Annotated in this window: 10 protein-coding genes; 3 read left to right on the forward strand and 7 right to left on the reverse strand. The window is 51.3% G+C overall.

The features are described from left to right. The 4 genes from F457_RS0100750 to F457_RS11785 form a co-directional block, all read right to left on the reverse strand. Positions 1-1,347 (reverse strand): TldD/PmbA family protein, encoded by a 1,347-nt coding sequence (locus F457_RS0100750; RefSeq protein WP_018979215.1) that lies wholly within the window; start codon positions 1,345-1,347, stop codon positions 1-3. After that, positions 1,344-2,612: a M16 family metallopeptidase gene (locus F457_RS0100755; protein WP_026294054.1), complete on the reverse strand. Its 1,269-nt coding sequence runs from the start codon at positions 2,610-2,612 to the stop codon at positions 1,344-1,346. Before F457_RS0100755 ends, F457_RS0100750 begins: the two co-directional genes overlap by 4 nt. A gap of 102 nt (positions 2,613-2,714) precedes the next feature. After that, positions 2,715-4,115, reverse strand: coding sequence for a threonine synthase (gene thrC / locus F457_RS0100760; protein ID WP_018979217.1), 1,401 nt, complete (start codon positions 4,113-4,115; stop codon positions 2,715-2,717). 26 nt (positions 4,116-4,141) lie between these two features. Further along, entirely contained in the window at positions 4,142-5,167 is a 1,026-nt protein-coding gene (locus F457_RS11785) for a hypothetical protein (RefSeq protein ID WP_018979218.1), read from the reverse strand. Positions 5,168-5,253: 86 nt separating this feature from the next. Between F457_RS11785 and F457_RS11790 the strand changes: the two genes are divergently transcribed. Further along, positions 5,254-6,972, forward strand: a complete 1,719-nt coding sequence (locus F457_RS11790; protein ID WP_018979219.1) for a tetratricopeptide repeat protein — start codon at positions 5,254-5,256, stop codon at positions 6,970-6,972. A gap of 236 nt (positions 6,973-7,208) precedes the next feature. Here the strand turns inward: F457_RS11790 and F457_RS0100775 are convergent, their stop codons facing one another. Further along, positions 7,209-8,624, reverse strand: coding sequence for a PepSY-associated TM helix domain-containing protein (locus F457_RS0100775; protein ID WP_018979220.1), 1,416 nt, complete (start codon positions 8,622-8,624; stop codon positions 7,209-7,211). 370 nt (positions 8,625-8,994) lie between these two features. On the opposite strand from F457_RS0100775, the gene F457_RS0100780 reads away from it, so the two are divergent. Both F457_RS0100780 and F457_RS0100785 read left to right on the forward strand, forming a co-directional pair. Next, complete coding sequence (locus F457_RS0100780) at positions 8,995-9,942, forward strand: GNAT family N-acetyltransferase (protein WP_018979221.1); 948 nt, start codon at positions 8,995-8,997, stop codon at positions 9,940-9,942. Positions 9,943-10,068: 126 nt separating this feature from the next. Next, a complete protein-coding gene (locus tag F457_RS0100785; RefSeq protein WP_018979222.1) occupies positions 10,069-12,282 on the forward strand; it encodes a TonB-dependent receptor in 2,214 nt (737 codons plus the stop codon). A gap of 382 nt (positions 12,283-12,664) precedes the next feature. Here the strand turns inward: F457_RS0100785 and F457_RS0100790 are convergent, their stop codons facing one another. Together F457_RS0100790 and mutS are read right to left on the reverse strand one after the other, a co-directional pair. After that, entirely contained in the window at positions 12,665-15,436 is a 2,772-nt protein-coding gene (locus tag F457_RS0100790) for a [protein-PII] uridylyltransferase (protein ID WP_245539075.1), read from the reverse strand. A 77-nt stretch (positions 15,437-15,513) separates the two neighbouring features. Further along, the gene (mutS, locus tag F457_RS0100795) at positions 15,514-18,186 is read right to left on the reverse strand and encodes a DNA mismatch repair protein MutS (protein ID WP_018979224.1); all 2,673 of its coding nucleotides are present in this window, start codon (positions 18,184-18,186) and stop codon (positions 15,514-15,516) included. Positions 18,187-18,281 lie beyond the last annotated feature (95 nt).

Consider the following 18,281-nt stretch of genomic DNA (forward strand, 5'->3'; position numbering starts at 1 on the left):
TTACTCTCCTGCTATCGTCATCGAATCGAGTCGAATACTTGGTGCGTTAACGGCTTGGTCAAACTGAAGATCATCAGCGGGGCGAAGATGAGTGAACATCTCATGTAGGTTGCCAGCAATGGTAAGACCAGACACAGCTTCCGCTTTATGACCATTGCGGATCATAAACCCAGAAGCACCGCGGCTGTAATCCCCTGTGAGCATATTGATAGCATTACCCATTAATTCTGTAATAAGCACCCCTTCTTTGATGTCCTGACAAAGTTCTTCAACGCTAACGCTGCCGGTCTGGAGGAAGAGGTTACTGCTACTTGGATGAACCGATCCATCGAGTGAACGAACGGCTCTCCCGTTGGGGGTGAGAGAGAGCTGCCGGGCACAGCGACTATCGAGGAGCCAATGGTTGAGGACGCCATTTTCCACGATATTTAATCGACTAGTTGCACAGCCTTCGCCATCAAAAGGGCGAGAACCAGCTTGGCGGGCAAGGGTCGGGTCATCGGTGATGGTAATGCCATCTGCAAAAATACTCTGGCCCATTTTGTCTTTGAGGAAAGAGCTGCCCCGTGCAATAGCTGCTCCATTGATGGCGGAGGCGAGATGACCGAGCAATGAAGAAGAAATGCGACGGTCAAAAATCACCGGATAATGGCCTGTCTTGGGGCGTCCTGGGTTGAGTCGTGCGAGGGCGCGCTCTGCTGCCTCATGGCCAAGGGCCTCTGGTGTGCGGAGGTCTGTTTGATGGAGGGTGCTGTGAAACGCGTAATCACGTTCCATCTTATCGCCCTCACCAGCCAGAACACTTACCCCTAAACCGAACTGACTGCGCTGGTAGGCTCCGTAAAACCCGCCGCTTGTAGCTAAGGCGATGTCAGTGCGACCAGCGCTCGCGGAAGCCCCGCTGCTATTGGTAATGCCTTTATGGGATAGCGCAGCTCGTTCCATCTCTAGAGCTTTGTCGAGGAGACGGGCTGTGTCTGGTGCTGGGCTGTCATCAAACATATCAAGCGAGCGTATGAGCGCTTGGTCTGGAGCCTCTAGGGGGTGGTCAGCTAACCCATCATAGGGCGAAGGGGGCACTATTTTAGCCATTGCGCAGGCGCGTTCAGCCAATTGGTCAAGCGCGTTAGACGATACGTCATTCCCTGATACGGTTGCGATGCGCTGCCCTCGAAAGACACGTAAACCTAGGCTGATATTGTCAGCATGCTTAATGCCTTCTGCTTTGCCTTGGCGCACCATAGCAGACTGGCTATGGCTGCGTGTGGCAACCACATCGGCATGGTCGGCCCCGTTGCGTTTGGCGGCCTGTAAGGCTTGCTGCAGGAGAGAGGAAAAATCGTTCATGCTGCGGCCAATATGTCATGAATGTGCTGAGGTGAGGGGATGTTTTCTGCAGGCCCCATTGTGGTGACTGTTGGAGCCCCGGCAAAGAGCGTGCGTGCCATCGCGAGCACGTCAGATTCGGTGACGGCGTCAATTTTAGCGATCATCTCTTCGGTGGAGATGAGGCGGCCGTGAATTTGCAACTGACGGGCGAGCTGGGAGCAGCGGCTTCCTGTGCTTTCAAGAGACATTAGCAGCGAGGCTTTAAGCTGCGTGCGTGCCCGCTCAAGCTCGCCCTCTCGCAGACCCTTTTGCAGCCCTGTCAGTTCGTTGAGCATAGCGGGAATGAGTTCATCGGTTTTTTGAGGGCTCGTGCCTGCATAAAGCCCAAAAAGACCGTTATCGGAGAAGGGACTGGCGAAGGAATAGACGCTATAGACCAGCCCACGCCGTTCACGAATTTCTTGGAAAAGACGTGATGACATGCCGCCACCAAGGATGGTGGAAAGGATCATGGTGCAATAAGCGTTACGGTCACGATAGCCCGGGGCCGGGAAGCCGAGCAGCAGATGCACTTGGTCAAGCTTGCGTGGAGTTTGGTGGATCCCCCCGTGATAATGGGCCTTGTCTGCCGTTGGTGGCGTATGGGTGGGGAGGTCTGCAAAATGCTCATGCACTTGTTTGACGACATCGTCATGGCGGAGATTACCTGCCGCAGCGACGATGGTGTTCTTAGTGCTGTAATGGGTGTGCATATATTCCATCAGCGTTTCACGCGTCATGGAAGAGACAAGCTCTTCACTGCCTAAAATAGGGCGGCCGATGGATTGGTTGGGGAAGGCTGTTTCTTGGAAATGGTCAAAAACAATATCGTCAGGTGTATCGTTTGCTTGGCCGATTTCTTGTAAAATCACGCCCCGTTCACGCTCGACTTCTTCGGGAAGGAACGTGCTATGGGTGAGGATGTCACCGATAAGATCAATGCCGAGTGATAAATCCTGCTTAAGGAGCTTGACGTAATAGGCAGTACTTTCACGGGCTGTATAAGCGTTAATATAACCGCCGACATTCTCAATTTCTTCTGCGATTTGAGCGGCAGAGCGGCGTTTGGTGCCCTTAAAAGCCATATGTTCAAGGAAATGGGCGGCCCCATTATGGGAGGCGTCTTCAAAACGACTTCCTGTAGCGACATAGGCACCAAAAGAAACGGTCTCGAGATGCTCCATCCGTTCAGTGACGATCGTGAGGCCATTATCGAGAGTCGTACGTTCGATCTTTTCGCTCATATAAATTATGCGTTTCCTAAGAATGGGGAAAAAGGTGCTCCCATGGACGTATTCTTTCAAGAACGCGCTCATGGGAGCCTTGATGTGTCACTCAGTGACGGTTTAGCGGGCGCGATGATGAGCCAGAACGGCTTCTTTCACACGGGCAAGGTCATTGGGGAGGACGTCATACCGTTCTTCACGGTCGAACAGATCCGCCAAATGTGGGGGCAGTTCTGGGTGAATACCGGTGGCAGCTTCCACTGCATCGGGGAATTTTGCTGGGTGGGCTGTTGCCGCTGCGACCATCGGAATACCCGCTTCTTTGTAATAAGAGCCGGTGGCGAGGCCAATGGCGCTGTGGGGATCAGCCAAATAATGGCTCTCTTTGTGGAAGCGGCGCATAGCGTCTGATGTTTTGGCGTCATCTAAAGCGTGCCCACGGAAGACATGGCCAATATTTTCCCACGCATCGTGCGGGACAGCCATAAAGCCCGTCTGGCGGAATTCTTCCATGATAGCACGGCAACGGTTGGGGTCGCGGCCTAGCATCTCAAAGAGGAGACGCTCGAAGTTGGAGGAGACCTGAATATCCATAGACGGCGACAGGCTTGGTTCCACAGAGCGCACACGCATATCATTATTGAGCAAGAAGCGCGTGAGAATATCGTTGCGGTTCGACCCAACATAGAGCTTCTCGATCGGGAGGCCCATTTGTCCTGCAGCCCAAGCGGCGAGGATATTGCCGAAGTTCCCTGTTGGCACAGCAAAAGAAACGGGGCGATCTGGCCCGCCAAGGGCAAGAGCTGCGCGGATATAATAGGGGATTTGCGCCGCAATACGGGCCCAATTGATGGAGTTCACCGCAGAGAGTGAACATTCCTGACGGAATGTTTCATCGGCGAACATGGCTTTTACCATGTCCTGACAGGTGTCAAAGTCCCCATCAACGGCGATATTGAGCACGTTTTTGTCATGCACTGTCGTCATTTGCCGGCGCTGCACGTCAGAGGTGCGGCCGTGAGGGTGCAAAATGACGATGGATACACGCTCACGCCCACGAAATGCTTCAATCGCCGCAGAGCCCGTGTCGCCTGATGTTGCACCGACAATCGTTACATGCCGGTCGCGTTCTTTCAGGACATGCTCAAACAAACGACCGAGCATCTGCATAGCCATATCTTTGAACGCAAGCGTTGGGCCATGGAAGAGCTCAAGGGAAAACAGCCCTTCTTCAACCTCCACGAGGGGGGCAATGGCGGTATGATCAAAGCGGCCATACACATCGCGGCACATCTCGCGCAGCGTTTCGCGATCAATACTGCCTTCTGTAAAGAGCCCAATAACCTCAGCGGCGAGGTCGGGATATGGCAGTGAGCGCCAAGCGGTCAGCGTGTCGCGGGAGACATGCGGCCAGTGCGTGGGAAGATAGAGCCCTCCATCATTGGCAAGGCCACTGAGGAGAATATCGGAGAAGTTAGGGGCACTGGCTTCGGCCGTGCCGCGAGTGGATCGGTAACGCATGATGTCTCTTATAACATAAAAGAAGATCAGGGCAGCCCAATCTCAGCGATATGGGAGGCCTTTTGGGAAGAAGAAGGTGCGTTTTCTTCAAGCAATACCGCAATGCGGGCATTCGCTCGAGAACTGCGCGGGAGGAGCGCAATATCACGGGTATGCGTTAGGCGCGGGTCATGAAGAAGACGGAGAGGAATGCGGTCAGCACCGAAAGCGAGGAGATCGCCATGATCAATATCGACCATATAGAGCGTATCGTTTTTGCTAATGGCTAGGCCTCCAAGGCTTGGGGTGCGGCGCCAATTTGCCATGCCTTCAAGTTGCTCAATAGGGCTAACGCTTGGGTCGGTCACCAAAGCCGTTGCGAGGCGGTAGAGAGGGCCTGTTGGGGTTTGGTAGAAGAGCCATTGCCGGCTATGATCCATCACCATAAAACGCACGTTCCCACCAGAGCGCGGTGTGCCGTCTGCTGTGGTCACTTCTTTCCCATCTCGACGGAGAGGGCTGTGAGAGCTGAGAGAGGGAGAGCCTTCAAGAAGGCGGCGTGGTTGTTTTTTATCAAGATCAATGACCACGAAAGCGGGATTGGGATCATCAACAAGATAAGCGTGTTGATCGGTGACTTGAAGGGCAGAGAAGCGACTGCCAGAATGGCTGACGCTTTTGAGGGGGAAACGGCTGGCAATCGTCCCTGATGACGGAGCAAAGGACAGTAGTTCTGCAGAAGAGCCAGTGGTAATGCCCCAAAGCCCTTGATTGTTAGCAGTGAGGGTGGTGAGAGGAGGAAGGCCGCTCAGTGGATACAGCTGCCCATCCACAAGGTCAATCCGTTGTGGTGTTCCGTGGGAATCAAGACTGTAAAGCGTGCCGCTGGGCAGGGCTGTTAGCGACCCTTCAACAGGCGATGACAGAGGATGGTCGGAGATAAAACGGGCTGGAACGGGGGCGTCTTGCCATGGCCGGTCAGCATGAGCTTGCGTGGCACCTGTCAGTAAGGCACAGGCTCCAAGAAAGCACGAAGAAATCAGGCGAGAAAAACGCATAGTCATAAACTGCATGTTTGTGATTCTAAGGGCTTTTGGCAAGATAAGAAGCACTATTTGAGCTGATGAAAGCCAAAGAAACCGTTTGAGGGAGAGATTTTATGGAAGACTCACCTCTTCATGAGGCATTAAGCGCTCTGCAGGCGGGGCATTTTACAGAAGCAGAAAGAAGAGCGCGTGACGTGATCACCCAACGTGACGCGATGGTGCCGGAGGCTGTGCATATTCTCGCTTCTATTGCCTTGTTGCGCGGGCAGTCAGCAACGGCTGTGGCTCTGCTGGGGCGTCTGATGCAACAACCGCAAGCGCCCTGTTCTGATGCATTAAATGGACGGATTCATCAAACATTAGGGCGAGCGTTATTGGCGGAAAATCAACCTGAAGCTGCGCGGGCGGCATGTTCAATCGCCGTCCTGTTATGCCCTGAGGAGGCGGCGTCGCAGGCGGGACTAGGGGAGGCTTATCTTGCTCTAGGAAACGCCGGAAAGGCCGTGCGTTCTTTAAAGCGGGCTGTGCGTCTAGCGCCACAACAGGGCGCCTTATGGGGGTTGCTCGCGCAAGCGCAGCAGAAGCGCGGGGCGTTGGGGGAAGCTTTACGGTCATGGGAAAGGCTTTTGGAGTTAGCTCCCAAAGATCGCGCTGCATGGGCGAATTATGGCGGTGCACTTTTTACGTCGGGACAGTGGGATAAGGCGAATTTTGCGCTAAAAGAGGCCTTAGACCAAGGCTGCTATACGGCGGAAACGCTCAATAATATGGGGCTTGTGCAAAGTGCGTTGGGCTATATGGATAAGGCCTGCGATTATTTCCAAAAAGCCCAGCATCAGCTCCCTAGTGACGCCGCTATTATGATGAACTGGAACGCTGCTCTCTATGATAAGGGCGATCGTGCAGCCGCTTGTGCTTTGTTAGATCATTTTGAAAAGGAATATGGCACGTTACCGGCGAAAGCCCAGTTTAATCGGGCGGCCTTGTTTTTGGAAAAAGGGCAGTGGCGAGAAGGCTGGCAGGCTTTTGAAAAACGCCGTGATTTTTTGCCATTACAGCTTACGCGCCCTTTACCGCATTGCCCTCTTTGGGAGGGAGAGGCAGGGGAAGAGCCGATCGCCCTCTATGCTGAGCAAGGGTTAGGTGATGCTGTGCAGTTTTTGCGGTTTCTGCCTGACGTTATAAAGCGACGGCCTGTGCGTCTGCAGTTTCCCCAACCGCTGATGGACCTTGTTGAGCAATGCTTTGCTCTTCCGCAAGAGCGGCTTTTGTCGAGTGAAGGGCTTGTCATTGCGCAGCAAAGTCTTTTAAGCGTGCCCTATGCTTTGGGTATGAAAAACCCTCCTTCCTCATCGCCATATTTAAGCACTGGCTCTGAGGAAGAGGCGTGTGTTGTTGGGCTTTGCTGGGCGGGTAATGCGTCTTATAGGTTTAACCGACGCCGTTCGATTCCTGTCGCACTTTTGGAACCGCTAAGGCATGTTAAAGGCGTGCGCTTCTTAAGTTTGCAGCAAAATGGTGATGTGCCGGAATGGATGGAGCGTGTTCCGCTGTCATCGCTTACGGAATTAGCAGAGACAATTGGTCGTTGCTCACTCGTGGTGAGTGTGGACACGTTGGTTGCTCATCTCGCAGGAGCGCAGGGCCGTCCTTTATGGTTGTTGAATCGTTATGGGGGAGATTGGCGCTGGAAGAGGCCTCATGATTGGTATGAAAATGTCAGGATCTTTCAAGCCGACAAAGCTGCACCGCCCTATGAAGCCTGGCCTTCAGTGATTGAGCGCCTTGTCGTGGCGTTGAAAAAGCGTTTCCCAGATTCTGAACGTATTTAAGAAGGTAACGGCCATACTGATGAACGGTGCAGAGAAGCTCCAGATAAACAGCCCTACGATACCTTCATACAGACAGCTCCCGAAGAGGGCGATGGTTGGGCATAGGAGGCGTAAGAATCGCTGCACTGAAAGAGAGTAGGGAAAGCGATAGAGTGCACGGCGGCGATAGCTTGGCTGAACGCTGAGATGGAAGAGGCAGGCAGCGGCCCAGCCGAGAAGTGATAGACACAGAGCAATCATGACAGACAACTTCTACGATAGGCAAAGAGACTGAGAAGACCCACAGCTACTCCACAGCCATCAACACTAAGGAAGAGTAATGGTCGATCTGTAACCAAAGGACGTGTCAGTAAATCTACGGGAAGAAGGCCTAGCCCCATAATACACAGAAGCAATAACTGACATCGTGCAGCCTTGCGGAAGCATAGAGCATGTATGAGGCTGCCAGCCCAAAGAGCAAAAAAGAGGGCTGTTTCCCAAGAGCGGGGCGGCAAGACTGGCAGTGCTGGCAACCGAGTGCTCCATAGTAAGCCTAGCGTTGCGATGGAGAAACCAATAATCGTAGCGGTATTGACGGCATAGATCACACGCAGCCCCCAAGAACTGCTGGGACTTCTTTCTTTTATCTGGCGGCGCTCTGTTTTGTAGAAAAGAATGAGACCACTAGCCATGAGAAAAGCGCCGATAATCCCGAGACCGAAATAAAGCCAGCGCATTGTAGGGCCAGCCCAGCGCATAAGATGAATGCCGGTTAGAATACTATGGAAGTCAGGGCAGTATGGGAGAGTGCGAGGGATGGGATGTGTGGTGCTGATGTGAGCACGGGTGATGCAAAACGTCGCTTGGTCTGGGCGGTAGAGGTAAATATCGTTGCCGATTGGCATGAAAAATCCCCCTGCTGTCTCTCCCCATACATGTTTCCCTTGTGCCTCTAATGCCGAGAGGCTTTTTGAAGAGAGAGGGGGACTGTGTGTAGGGGGAAGGGAGCGATGCACAGGGGAAGGGACAAGGCTGCTGAGTATGTTTTGTATCTGTAAAATTCCTCCTGAAAGGCCAATGATGAACACCAATGGCAAGGTAAGCGTGCCGATCAGAAGGTGAAAATCCAGCCAAGAGCGATGGGACGATGCATGGGGACGAAAGAGCATAAGGTCGCTAAAAAAGCGCCGCCAATGTAAAATAACACCCGTTATCAGAGGGATAAGAAGAATAACGCCTAAAAGAGAGACTAAGCTACGGCCCCATAAATTGGGCAGAAAAAAATACGCGTGAAGCGTGTTGAAAAAAGAGCTTCCCACTACATCGCGTGTCGGTAGGGGCTGACCCGTTTCTGGATGGAGGGCGGGGCCGTGGAAAAAATATCCATCATACTGCCAAAGGCGGAAAACCGGGTCACGATTGAAGGGCAGGCGGAGGAAACTAGAGGTTTTTTCATCCTTCTTTCCTTCAGGGAGGAGGAGCTTCTCTGCGTGGGTAAGACCATTGGTAGTTTCTGGCGCCAGAATGGCTGTTTGCGGTTGCATCCATTGTTGGAGTTCGAGGTTGAACGTAACAAGTGCACCGCTGGCAAAGAGGACGAAAAGCCCCACTCCCACGGGAAAACCAGTCCAGCGGTGGAAAAATACAATCCATGAGCGAAGAGCTGGAGACATAAGAAGCTGCCTTCAATGTTCGAGCGGTTGTTGTTAATAATAAGTTGCATCTATATATAATGTATAAAAAATACAAGATTTATTTCGCCTAATGAGGGGGGAGTTTAAAATTTGTGACCTTGGGAGAGTATAAAAAACAATAAAGGTTATAGTTCTTGTTGATAATAATATTTTATAATTAAATTAGTGATTTTATCACTAATATTAGGTTAACTTCATTTAATAATTAAGAGTAAAAAATCATATAAATTTTGTATGTTATTTGTTTTTTTCTAATTCATTCAAAAAGCAACAAGTAAAAATTAAATAAAAATTTACGATTAATATTTTTTAATTTCATGAATGAATTAAAAAATAATATCTTCTATTCATGATGGAATTTTTATCGTGCAGCAAAGAGCGGTCTATTTTTCACCAAGATTGGTGGTTGGAATGTTCAACAGGTCGCAAGGTTTCCTATATTAATGTTGAAATGGGTGGGAAGGTCGTTGCTGTTCTCCCTTTTTTGAAAAAAAGTCGTTTTGGTTTTTCCGTTATCAAGATGCCAAAATATACTAGGACATTGGGGCCATATTTTGACTTACCTGCCTCAAAAACTTTTCGGCGACAGCAGAATATACGCCATGTTGTAGATGAGTTTACGTCTCGTCTGCCTAAAACGCATGGGGTAAGGTTTTTTATTGATCCGGAGAATGAGTCAGCATTTGCATTTAAATTAGCTGGTTTTAAAGTCTATCAAGATTTTACATTCCGGGTTCCACGTCACAAACCATTAGATGAGGTATGGCGGGATTGTGACCAAAAAACACGTAATTTGATCCGAACAGCACAAAAAAAGTTGACGATTCGTTACGAGGGAACGGTAGAGGCATTTATTGCCCTGTCACGTAGGGAAGTGCGCTATAATACTCACGATTTTCCTCTCTTACGTAAGCTTTTTAATGAGGCCTATAAAAGGGGGCAGGCGGTTGCTCTCTATGCGTCTGACGGTGGCCGTTTGGTATCCGCTGCTTTGCTCATATGGGATGATAACGTTTTGTATTATTGGCAATCTGTAAGGTCGATGGAATCAAGGGTTGCAGGGAAAAATATGCTTCTCATATGGAAGGCGATTGAGATAGCTAAAAAAAGAAATTTAACATTTGATTTTGACGGTTTTGGCTCAGTTAGGTCTGCTGTTATGCTTGCGAGTTTTGGTCAAAAACCGGTCTTTCAAGCAGAGATTGTCCGTGAGACATTTATTTATCAAGTAGAGAGGAGGATTAATAATTTTGTAAGAAGATATATAACTAAAAAAAGCTATAAATACGATTTCTGACATGAACGAGATGAGATCTTCTTGAGAGGGAGGGAGAAGGAAAATTTTAATTTTTTGTTGCAAATAATTCTCAATGGCATATAGAGAGCGCGTTTTCCATCTCATTCGTAAGGTAGAGCACGCGATATGCCCGTTTCCTTCCGCTTCACACGCTGCTCAGCAGGTTTGTTTTGTTTGTTGGGAGGAGGTCTTTTGCCTGATAGTCTGGCATTGGCTGAAACCGCGGTACAGTCTGAAGAGGCACATAAAGAGAAAAAAGAGGCCCCAAAAGCTTCTGTCGCCCCCAGTAAGCAGGAAAACCTTATTGTTAAGGCGCGTCGGCGCGAACAAATGCTGGTTAAATCAGGCGGACAGCTGGGTGTTTTGGGGAATAAGAAGGGCCTTGATGTCCCCTTTAGCATTCATAGCTATACCTCAAGCTTGATTCTCAATCAGCAGTCACAAACGCTGGGACAAGTCCTGCAAAATGATCCTGCGGTTCGAACGACCTACGGGTATGGGAATTTTTCAGAATTGTTTGTCATCCGTGGCTTCCCTGTCTATGGCGATGATGTGTCTATCAACGGCCTTTATGGCATCACGCCGCGTCAGCTTGTCTCGCCGCAGCTTTATGATCAGGTTCAATTACTTACGGGAGCGAGTGCGTTTTTAAATGGTGCAGCACCGGGGGGAACGTCGATTGGCGGGACGATTAATCTACAATTCAAGCACGCTGATGACGACCCGCTTTTGCGCTTAACGGGCGATTATACCAGTAGCGCTATGGGTGGCGGCAGTGTTGATATGAGCCGCCGTTTTGGAGACCATAAAGCATTCGGTGTGCGTCTGAATGTGGCGGGCATGAGTGGTCAAACATCCATTGAGCACGAACGTCGTCATTCAACCGCCCTTGGTTTTGATACGGATTGGCACGACGATAAAACGCGTATTTCCTTAGATATGAACTATCAAAACCAAGGCGTGCAGCAGGGGCGGCCAGGGCTATTGCTGGGTTCTGGTCTTACGGCTACGCCGCGTCCTGTCGCGCCTGCGCATAATTACGGACAGCCTTGGACCTATACAGAGCTTAATTATATTTTCGGGATGCTGAATGTTGAGCATGATCTCAATAAGCACCTAACATTCTACGGTGCTTTTGGGGGTATGAGCAGCGATGAGAAAGGGAATTACGGCTCCCCAACCGTTAATAATGCTCAGACTGGTGATGCTACAACGGGGTTTCTATATGTTCCGTATCGCCAAACTAACGAAAGTACGCATGCAGGGGTAAGAGCACATTTCCGGACGGGGCCACTCAAACATGAGATGAATGCGGGTGGTTCTGGCCTTTGGGAAGATACAGCAACAGCGTATTCATTCGCGAGCTCCACGGCGAGCAATATTTACAACACGCAGAATTTTGCACAGCCAACACCTACTTGGTATGGCGGAGATGTCAAAAACCCGAAGACGATAAACACCGTTCGTCTGTATAGTTTATTCTTCTCCGATACTGTTTCTGTTTGGCACGACCGTATTGCGCTTACAGGTGGTTTTCGTTTTCAAAATATTCGAACAAAGAGCTTTGGCTATAATTCGCGCGCTCTTGAATCGCAGTACGACCAAAACGCGATTACGCCTGTTGTAGGGCTCGTTGTGCATCCCACGAAGCATAGTGCTCTCTTCTTTAACCGCACTGAGGGGCTATCACCGGGGCCACAGGCTGGAAGTACTTATATTAATTCCGGGCAGATCTTTGCGCCTTACCGAACAGAGCAATATGAGATTGGCGCGAAATATGACATCGGAACGCTTAGTACGTCTTTAGCGTTTTACCGGATGACGCAGCCAAATGCTTATGGCGTGCCTGTCGGCAATACCGGGCAAGCGCTGTACACGATGGATGGGCGTCAGCGGAATCAGGGTATTGAGTTCAGCCTACATGGTCAGATTATCAAGGGGCTACGCTTTAATGGAGGAACATCCATTACGCAGGCCGTGCAGCGGCGGACATCAAGCAGTGCGACGCAGGGAAAAAAAGCGGTTGGTATTCCGAGTTATACGATCAACGGGAATATAGAATATGACCTGCCGTTCATCAAAGGTGGAACTTTAACGGGGCGTGTGACCCATACAGGGCCGCAATGGGTGAATGCGACCAACACGCAACGTGTGAAAACATGGACGAGCTTTGACCTTGGTGCGCGTTATACGTTCCTCGCCACACATCGTCATCCGATGACCATGCGATTTGGGGTCGAAAACTTGGCGAATACGCGGTATTGGGCCTCGGCTTACGGAGGGTATTTGACTGAAGGGATGCCAAGAACCTTCAAGTTCTCTCTATCGACGGATTTATAAGCATAGAGGATAATCTTACGTCTCTTTTCCGAATGATGGATATATGTATCGTTTCTTTCTCGGAAAGGAGACGTTGGGTGACAAGGACATGAAGATGCCTTCAATGCATTATAGCAAAGTCTGTCATTCTAGCCGTCTGAACGCTCCTTCTGTTTGTCATGGTAGGCTTTGCGGGTGATGTGCAATTGGCGCCTCCTCTGGAGGTTGGGGATGAGATTAGTGATTCAACCTGGTTCTCGCCTTTTGTGTCACGTCTAAGTGTGCTGGTCGCTTGGTTTTGTTATAGGCGGGGGTATAACAGTATTATATGGGGCGTGACGTTCTATCTCCTTTGCCTAAGATAGAACGCTGTCTCTTTAGAGATCGGATAGAGGCTCGGCTGTTAAAGGTGCTCAATGGAAGGGTTGGTAAGAGCGTGGAGCAAAGCCCTTCTAATCTTTTCTAAATGAGTGGGATCGGTCAATTTCAGGCCTTGTTCATCATGGAGATAAAACACATCAACAGCGCGTAGTCCGTATGTCGTGACATGAGCGGAAGAAATCTGCACGCCTTCGCGGTTTAACGTTGCCGTGAGGTCATGCAACAGGGCGGGGCGGTCACGCCCATTGACTTCGACAACACTGTACCATTCGGAAGCGTCATTATCGACAATCACTCGAGAGGGGATAGGCAGTGCTTCTAGGCGACGGCTGAGAGGCGGTGTTGCGGAAGCCAATGCTTCATTAAGGTTAAGATCTCCCTTCAAGGCTGCTGTAATACAGTGGCGTACGCGTTCTAGATGGTCTTCTTCTTCAAATGCTTCTCCATATGAATCTTGGATCCAAAAAGAGTCGAGCACGGTGCCGTTGCTCAATGTGTGGATACGTGCATCAGCAATAGACGCGCCACAGAGTGCTAAAGCGCCAGCAATTTCTGAGAACACACCAGGTTGGTCGGGACAAATAATGGTGAGCTCAGTAATGCCGCGTGACGGGAGGGGGTGGATATCGACGGTAATGCGGTCATTGCCCGCTCTGTTCAGATGGTTGTGCACAAGATGGGCATGACGCAGATGAGTTTGTGTATCAAACCCCAACCAATAGCCCGGTCGCCCAAGCTGTAGAAAATGCTGAACGCTCTCTTCAGGTAATGACGTGCTCAGAGCCTCACGTGTTAGGGCGCGTGTTTGGGTAACGCGCTCATCATTTTCGCTGGCTTGCATGCCGCCGTCTAATACATCAGCGATGCGCGTGTAGAGGCGATAAAGGAGTGTTGCTTTCCAAGCATTCCACGCACGCGGGCCGACAGCACGAATATCAGAGATCGTGAGCAGAAGCAGCAGGCGGAGGCGCTCTGGGGATTGAATAATATCGGCAAGATCGAGGATCGTATGCGGGTCATCAATATCGCGCGTAAAGGCAGTGCGTGAGAGGAGGAGATGATGAAGAACAAGCCATGAAACAGTATCAGTGTCATCAGCTGAGAGATTGAGCTGTTGGCATGTCGTGACGGCAATCTGTGCCCCAATTTCAGAATGTCCTCCACCGCGTCCTTTGCCAATATCATGCAGTAAAGTCGCGAGGAACAAAGCTTGCCGTGCTTGAAGGTTGCGTGTGAGCCCATAAACAGCTGGAATTTCATCAGCCATATGGCCATTTTCGATCTGACGTAAAATTCGCACAGCTTCGATGGTATGCTCATCAACGGTGTAAATATGGTACCCGTCAAATTGCGTGCGCCCTAAAATACGGGACCATCCCGGAAGGAACCGCGCGAGAAGGCCGGTTTCACTCAGGACAGGGAGCCAAAAATTTTTTTCATCGTCGCGTATGGGGGGAGATGGTGCTTTTGGCGCGGGGGCACAAAGAAGATTGAGAAAAATCCTAATCGTGGCAGGATCATGCTTGAGGCGGGTAATATGGCGTTCGAAACGAATGAGCTGTTGAACGGCGGCTGGGTGAAGGGGAAGCTCATGGCGGCGGGCGCAATCCAATAATCGAAGAAGAGTCTGAGGATTGCGCGCAAAAGCCGTTGGGTCTGTGAGGCTTAGACATCCATCAATTCGGCGGAACTCTTCAGGCCCTTCTTCAACATAAGGTGGGCGACCGCGCTGCTGGTTTTGTAAATAAAGAAGCACGGCGGGTTGTAGAATATGCGTTAGGCGCATGATGGAGCGCGCCATAAGGAAATAATGGCGCATAAAGCGTTCAACACCGCGTTGACGCCCATGACTAGCATACCCCATACGCGCGCCAATAATGGGCTGTACGTCAAATGTGAGACGTTCTTCATTTCGTCCCGTAACGTAATGAAGATGGAGCCGCACTGTCCAAAGAAAGTCCCATACTTTTTCGGCGCGATAGGTTTCGCGTTCTGTAAAAAGACCAAGCAGAACGCATGCAGGAGCTAAGCCAAGCTCACGACGGAGCGGCGTTGCGCGGGAGATTAGAAGGCCGAGGGAGGCACGACCAATCCAGTTCAGCACTTGGAGGTCACGAAGCCCCCCGCGGCCGGCTTTGAGATGGGGTTCAACGAGATAGGGCGTTGCGCCGTAATGGGTATGGCGGTCTTCGCGTTGAGCGATGGCTTCTGTTACAAAATGCTCCAGCGTGGGGCCGGTAAGATAAGCGCGCAGGGCATGATGGAGAGCGTCAGCGCTTTCTTTATTGCCGTAGAGAGGGCGCAAATCAAGCAAGGCTGTGCAGGTGGTGAGGTCTTCTTGCGCACTCTCAAGGCATGTTGCTTGGGAGCGCGTTGCATGCCCCACGCGGAGGCCGAGATCCCATAACGTATAGAGAACATATTCAATACAGCGTAGAAGATTTTCTGACGGCGTATCATCGGTCAAAAAAAGCAAATCGACATCACTAAAGGGCGCGAGCAATCCTGCACCGTACCCTCCTGTTGCGCACAGGCAAAATGTTTCGTCTTTGTCTGTATCGCCATTTGGTAAGCCTGCGTAACCACAAAGATCAACGGCGATTTTATCCATGAGTGTGGCGAGGGCGCGTGCAGCCTCAGTCCCTGACAGATGTCGTTTTTCAAACTCATGACGGATATGTTTACGTTCATTACCCAAATGCCGCCTGAGCCGCTTAACTGCTTTTTCCCGCGGAAGGTTATGCAGAGCAGCAGGAGGGCGTGTGGCTACGTTTTGTTGGTCGGCTTGGGGCATACCGTGAGATCTGTCGGAGTCGGGGTGAAAGGAGCGTGGTGTTTTCGTTTCAGTGTTGCGCAGTCTCATCATGACGTTCAAGAAAAACCTTTCGTCATCATATCTTTAAGCCGATAGAGTGCCGCATGTGCATCACGTGGAGAGAGCGCATCGGGGTCAATCTCGTCCAAAGCCGCATGGAGGGCTGAAGGTTCGGGAAAGAGTTCGTCTTCGTCTGGCTTGGCAGAGGGGGGGGATGTCTCAAAGAGGGGAAGTTCTTGTGTCTCATCAGGAGAGACGAGATTTTTTTGCTCATCTTCTAGGCGAGTGAGGAGCGTCTTTGCCCGTCGGATTACAAAAGAAGGGATACCGGCGAGACGGGCAACATGGAGGCCCCAGCTTTTATGAGCACTTCCGGGTTTGACTTCATGTTGGAAGACAACGTGACCGTCCCACTCTTGCACAGCCATGGTGTAAGCCGCAAGCTTAGGAAGTGTGTGTAACAGCCCGCTGAGTTCGTGGAAATGCGTCGCAAAAATGGTGCGTGATCCAAGTTGGGAGTGCAGTGCTTCCAATGTGGCCCATGCGATCGAAAGTCCATCTAAGGTCGAGGTGCCGCGGCCAATTTCATCAACGACAACAAAAGAGCGCGGCCCTGCTTGGTTTAAGATAGCGGCTGTTTCCGTCATTTCCACCATGAAGGTGGATCGTCCACGAGCGAGGTCATCTGCGCCACCGACACGGGAAAAAAGCCGGTCGACCACGCCAATCTCAGCACTTTCTGCGGCAACGGGAAGGCCGGCTTGGGCGAGAATAACGGCTAGGGCTGTTTGGCGCAGAAAAGTGGATTTCCCCGCCATATTAGGGCCGGTGAGCAGCATGACGTGCTTTTCTGGCGGTAGGGCGCAATGGTTGGGGATGAAACGCGCTTCTGGTGAGGCGCTGCGTTTAAGGGCTGCTTCAACAACGGGATGACGCCCCGCTTGAATGGAGAATTCTTTACTATCCGAAACTATAGGGCGGCACCAACCGCCTTTGTCTAACAAGGCCGCACAAGAGGTGAGAACGTCTAGTTCAGCAAGGGCGCTGGCGATCTCATCAAGTTCAGGTGTTTGGAGAATATGCTCAACGAGCGTGTTAAAGATGTGCCGCTCAAGCTGCATGGCCTGTTCGGACGAATCGAGGATCGCTTTATCAAGAGCGATAAGCTCATCATTAGCAAAGCGCGTGAGGCTGGCCGTGCCTTGGCGAACGTAAAGATCGTCCCGTTGGCGAAGCTTCGCGCCTGTGGAGGATGGCACCTCAATGACATAGCCGAGCTGGTTATGATGGCGAATGCGTAAATTGGTGACGCCATACTCTTCCGATAAACGTACTTGAAGCTGGGCGAGTGTGCGGCGGCTATCGTCACGCAGGCTGCGAAGGCGGTCAAGCTCTGTGTCAAAGCCCGCCGCAATGACACCGCCATCTTCAATCTTCACGGGGAGTTCGTGGGCCAGCCCATGATCGAGCCGCTCAAGCAGGGTATCGGCTCGTCCATACAAGGCGGAACCAATCGCCCGGATTGCCTGCGGCATATCGTCAGAAGAAAAGGCCGCGAGCTGTTCGGTTACATGGTTAGCGCTACGGAGTGTGTCGCGGACTGAGGCAAGATCCCGCGGGAGTGGACGCCCGCTGGAGATACGCCCAAGGGCACGAGAGCAGTCCGGTGTCTGACGAAGCGTTTGACGAAGCTGTGGGGTGAGCTCTTTTTGGGCATGCAGCCAAAGCCAACCCTCTTGTCGTCGTTCAATGCGAAGAAGGTCTGTAACGGGGGTGGAAATCCACCGTGCCAGAAGACGCATTCCCGCAGCGCTATTGGTGTGGTTTACGCTGGTAAAAAGCGTGTGTTCTGTTCCGCCATCGCGGGAGCGGAGTAGGTCTAGGCTGGCGCGTGTGGCGGGGTCTAGCCCCATAATCTGTCCATGCCCTTCGGGGATAGGCGGGCTAAGGCGGGGGAGACGCCCTGCTTGGCTGCGGCGGACATAATGCAGCAATGTTGCGCAGGCGATGAGCTGCTCGTCTGGGAAGTCCCCCAGCGCTTCACTATGAGCGACATGATAGGCTTCTGCGATTAAGGCATCAGCTTTATCAAGAGAGAGGCGTGTGGTGGATGGTGTGAGACGTTCTTGGTGCTCTTCGGGAATAAGGGCGGGATCAGCCAAAATTTCTGAGGGATCAAGCCGGGCGAGAAGTTCTGTCAGATTAGCCGTGGGTTGGGAGACAGTTTCAACAGAGCCGGTTGAAATATCAATCCAAGCAGCCCCTAAAGGGGATTTGCGACGTTTTACTGGAGCTGTGATCGCGAGGAGAATATTAGGGCGCCCGGCCTCAAGCAGTTCATCCTCAGTCAGCGTGCCGGGAGTGATAACGCGTGTAATTTCGCGCTTTAATGGGCCTTTTTGGCCCTTCTTGGGCGTTTCTGTTTGTTCCGCAACGGCCACGCGAAAGCCACGGCGGATTAGACGTGAGAGATAGGCTTGGGCAGTTCCCACGGGAACACCGCACATAGGAATCGGTTGGTCTTCATGGGTGCCGCGATGGGTGAGAGTAATGTCGAGTGCCGTAGCGGCCGTTTCGGCATCACCAAAGAACATCTCGTAGAAATCACCCATGCGAAAGAAAAGCAGCGCATCCGGTTCCTGAGCCTTCAGTGTGAACCATTGAGCCATGGTGGGTGTGGCTTTTTTTACTGAAGACGTCAGAGACGGTGAGGCGCTGATATCGGGCATAGAACCGTGCAGATGTGGAGACAGAGATATTAAATTTTCATTATACGGAAAAAATTAGTCTTGTCTGCTCTCTCTTGCGAGAAGGTGAAAAGCTT

This window comes from Saccharibacter floricola DSM 15669, from assembly GCF_000378165.1.
Lineage (GTDB): Bacteria > Pseudomonadota > Alphaproteobacteria > Acetobacterales > Acetobacteraceae > Saccharibacter > Saccharibacter floricola.